We start from the raw sequence: 3,391 nt of genomic DNA, 5'->3' as shown, positions 1-3,391 counted from the left end.
GGAATCGTATTTGATTTTTGAAATTATCTACGTAGGCGGGGAGTGGGGAGTAGGGAGTAGGGAATAAGGAATTAGGCTTTTCGAGTTGTACCGAGCTTTTTCAGAAATCAAATATTAGTCCTATATTACTGGTATAAATATTTAAGTAAAAACTATACTTGCAGTAGTTTTTTTTCGATTTGCTCAAGGTCTACTGATGCAGAGGTTTTATCGATGTCATGAACTAGCCAGTATTGGGTAGAATTGTATGATTGCTGTAAGTATGCAATGAACAGGGGGACAAGGAAATAATTTTTTTCACTTATCTCCCCCTGGTGTGACACCTGAGCGACTAACTTAAATTGCTAGTTAGTTTAGGAAATTTGGAGTACCAATACCACCATTCTTACCTACAGCAGGAATTTCTAGTAGGTTATCGGCAGCTTTACCAGTACCATCATTGACAACATACATAGAGTTACCTAGATGTCCATTGGGAACGAATAGTTGCGGGTGGTCAAAGGGCGCTTTAGAAGAGACGACTCGCTCATCAGTGAGTCCTTTCAAGAAAGCCACCAAGTCATCTTTTTCAGTTTCGCTTAATCCCAATGGACGGAGAACCCCTTGCTGACGGAAATCTCCACCACGATTATAGAAGTCCACCACTTGCGGCAAAGTCAAATAGCCACCATTGTGGAAGTAAGGAGCTGTGAGTTCTATGTTGCGTAGTCCAGGAGTCTTAAACTGTCCGTCTGCAACTATTGTGTCATTGGGGCTAACTGTAACATTGGAGCTTGAACCGAGAAGTAGTGGGAATTTGCCCAAAGCAGCTACCCCCGACTCCGAAAGCGGATTACCAAATGGGTCTTTACCACCAACACCAATGTCTTCTAGGGTGGGTCTAACACCGATATTGAAGAAACCTCTGTCCGAGACGGTTTTGGGAGTGGTGGTGGTGGCTCTGAGTCTTTGGTTCTTGACGTTGCTAACCGAAGCGCTGGTGAGTTCCAACCCACTATGGCAGAAGATGCAGGCAGCTTTGCCCTCGAATAGTTGTTTGCCTCGTTGCTGCTGCACGGTGAGGGCGGTGGTGTTTCCTTCTAAGAAGCGATCGTAGGGCGTATCGTTGGCAATAAGTGTAGACTCGTACAACTGAACTGCAAGCCCAAAGAATAGCGAGAAGTTATAATCTAACAGCCTGTACTCATCGGTTTGGGAAGAGTTATCAGGTTTGTTGACAAAAGTCCGTTTACCTTCAGCATCAACTTGGATGAGTTGATTAGAGTTCCACCACTCTGGCTTAAAGGCATCTTGAATCAGATCCTCGTAGGTTTTATCCTTGAGTCCGGGCTGAGGATAACTACTGTCTGCACCTAAAACGCTGTCTTGTGGATGCACAACCTGTTTGCCTAGTGGTGTAAGTCCAGATAACTTTTGCCCCAAGACTCTGGGGAGCTTTGTACCCCCGATTGACAAAATATTTTCCAGCGGACCCAGCGAGTTGTTGACAAATATAAATTTGCTGAGGTCAATTTGCCCGAACTTATCACCAATTTCTTGAAAAGTACGACCATCAGCAGACGACTCGAAGGAACTGAGTGGCGGCCCGACCGCCTGGGAAGCCAAAGACGAATTATTCAGGCTGACTTTGACAAATTTAAGCTGATTTGGGTTTTCTGCTTTCACCACAGAGGCGTTAGGGTCTCTTAAACCGAAGGGATTCACCCCATTAAAGATATCCTGTGCCCTTCCATCCCAGAAGTTGCGGAAGTTGAATGCTGCATTAATTACGGTTGGTGTATTACGCGGCTGGACGCGACGCACATTGATACCTCCCACGTTAAACACTGGATCTGGCTCACTTATTTCTAGGTCTCTTGAGCTACCAGGTATAACACCAACAAATTTTGTATTGGCGACTCCCTGAGAGGAGCTAACATCGTTACTGTCAGATATAACAGTCGTAGAATCACTGGAGAGCTTGTGAAAGGGAAAATCTTCTTTTCTTAGCTGGTAGTTTGGCCTACCGCCTATATTGAAAATTATATCTGGATTCTCTGTACGATCAGCGTTAATTCGCAAAAGCCCAGGAGCAATCTGATTTATGGATCTATTGTCGGCTCCAGCATGGAAGTGACAAGTAGCACAGGAGGTCTGTCCGTCGCTCCCAACCTGCATATCCCAAAAAAGAGTTTTTCCTAGCTTTATCGCGGCTGCTTTGTCTTTTACAAAGTCTCGAAGATTATCAGGTTCTGGAACCGATACGCTCTTGAGCGAAACTGGAGGCGGCCCCGTAACCTGCGCGGATACACTATTTCCAGCTATTACTACTACCATAATAATGGCAGCAATTGTTATGGTCTTGGAAAATCTTGATTTTAGTTGGTTAAGCTTGCCAAAGCTAAGTTTCCACCATTGGCACTTAATTTTTGTCACCAAAGATTTGAGCAAAATTCGACCTCTTGAGGTCAGTCGAAAGTAAATTGATAAGCCAGCAATAAAGACTACTAAGCTTATTACGAGTATAATTACCATGATTTTTGTCACAGCATAACAGCACAAAAATTATACCCGACATTCCGCACTTCAAGATGTAATATATCGATATTCAAGAATATTTCCTAATAATGATCAATCACTAAATATTAATACTGACAATTATTGGTAATTTGTGATTACTATTTAACCACCATTAGCCAGATGTTGGAAATATTCGTGTATTACACGATGAAGTGCGGAATGTGGGTTAAAAGTAGGCAAACTTGCGTTTTGTTATGGTCAGGACTTACGCAAAGGCAACGTATTTTCGTCATTGCGAGCGTTCGCGAAGCGTCTCGAAGAGAAGCGAAGCAATCTCGTCAAGACCAGGATTGCAACGCTTGACTGCGTTCCGCTCGCAATGACTAATTATCGCTGCGTAAGTCCTAATGGTTTAGGGTTACTTCATATCCCTTTGCTGAAACATTCCCATCAATTTACGTTTACGGGCGTGGGTTTGCATCAAGTTTTGGCGATAGCTTAACCAGTCAGCTTTATTTCCAGATTCCAAGTAGGCGTTACGTGCCTTTTTCAACCATTCAACTGCGTAGTAGTAGTATTCGGCTTTACCTGCATCCATAATCTTTTCGGCACGGCGACGAGCATTAGCAATTACCCAACTAGGATTGTGAGGGATAGCAGCATCCATGACTCGATGAATTAATTCTGAATTATAAGAACTGAGTTCACTAGCGATCGCAATTGCATCATCAATTAGCCCCTCATGCAAGAATATATCCACCTTGGCTGAAGACAGTATTTGTTCTGTAATGGAAAGGGGGATATTGGCGGTGAACCTAAAGTAGGCTTCTAAAAACATTAGGTTCTGGGTAAATATGGGATTTAGTTCGGTATCGGTGCGAACGTGGTATTT

At 43.4% G+C, this 3,391-nt stretch carries 1 protein-coding gene and 1 pseudogene; both read right to left on the bottom strand.

Annotated elements, in window-relative coordinates:
- Positions 1-348: 348 nt before the first annotated feature.
- Positions 349-2,430 (bottom strand): cytochrome-c peroxidase, encoded by a 2,082-nt coding sequence (locus tag LC574_RS32200; protein WP_306422189.1) that lies wholly within the window; start codon positions 2,428-2,430, stop codon positions 349-351.
- Positions 2,431-2,917: 487 nt separating this feature from the next.
- Positions 2,918-3,391: pseudogene (locus tag LC574_RS32195) on the bottom strand (hypothetical protein); the annotation flags it as partial.

Origin of the sequence: Nostoc sp. CHAB 5715 (assembly GCF_020829685.1) — a bacterium.
Lineage (GTDB): Bacteria > Cyanobacteriota > Cyanobacteriia > Cyanobacteriales > Nostocaceae > Nostoc.
This window is presented reverse-complemented; position numbering and strand designations above follow the sequence as displayed.